Here is a 1,121-nt window from a genome sequence, read left to right on the forward strand (position 1 = left end):
GAGATGTGCACTAAACCATCTTGGTGAACACCAATATCGACGAAAGCACCAAAGTTGGCCACGTTCGATACGACGCCTTCGAGAATCATGCCCGGTTCTAGATCTGCAACCGAGTTAACGCCTTCAGCGAAGGTTGCGGTTTTGAACTCCGGACGAGGGTCTCGGCCTGGTTTGTCCAGCTCTTTGATGATATCGGTCACCGTTGGGACACCGAAGTGCTCATCGGTGTAATCCACCGCGTGCAGACCTTTAAGGAACGTCGAATCGCCAATCAGTGCTTTGATGTCTTTACTGTTCTTCTCGGCAATCGCTTTGACTACAGGGTAGGCTTCCGGGTGCACTGCAGAGGCATCCAGTGGGTTTTTACCATCCATAATACGAAGGAAACCCGCACACTGCTCGAACGCTTTAGGACCTAAACGAGGCACTTTCTTCAAAGTTGTACGTGCTTCGAAACGACCATTTTCATCACGGAAGTCAACAATGTTCTGTGCGATGGTGCTCGACAAGCCTGCAACGCGCGTCAGTAGCGCTGCAGAGGCAGTGTTCACATCAACACCCACCGCGTTTACACAGTCTTCGACAATCGCATCAAGACGTTTTGCCAGCATAGATTGGCTAACATCGTGCTGATATTGGCCCACACCGATCGATTTAGGATCGATTTTAACGAGCTCCGCTAGCGGGTCTTGCAGACGACGAGCAATCGACACCGCACCACGCAGAGATACGTCCATATTTGGGAACTCTTTCGCTGCAAGCTCAGATGCTGAGTAAACCGATGCCCCCGCTTCACTTACGATGATTTTCTGAACTTTCAGGTTGCCGCGTTTGATCACGTCTGCGACAAAGCTGTCGGTTTCACGCGAAGCCGTGCCGTTACCTATCGCAATCAAATCCACGTTGTATTTGCGCACCAACTGATCAACGATTTGCGCTGATTTGTCGTACTGCTTTTGTGGTGGGTGAGGGTAGATGGTTTCGGTTGCAAGCACTTTACCAGTCGGATCGACAATAGCGATTTTAGAGCCCGTGCGCAGACCCGGATCGAGACCAAGTGTTGCACGAGGACCTGCCGGTGCTGCCATCAACAAGTCTTTTAAGTTAGTGGCAAATACTTC

At 50.8% G+C, this 1,121-nt stretch carries 1 protein-coding gene; it reads right to left on the bottom strand.

Annotation, left to right across the window (positions count from 1 at the left end; translation table 11 throughout):
- Window positions 1–1,121 (bottom strand): helix-hairpin-helix domain-containing protein (locus R7Q38_RS24375; RefSeq protein WP_318114649.1); only part of this gene is annotated, 1,121 nt, incomplete at both ends.

Source organism: Vibrio sp. Vb0598 (assembly GCF_033338935.1).
GTDB lineage: Bacteria > Pseudomonadota > Gammaproteobacteria > Enterobacterales > Vibrionaceae > Vibrio > Vibrio alginolyticus.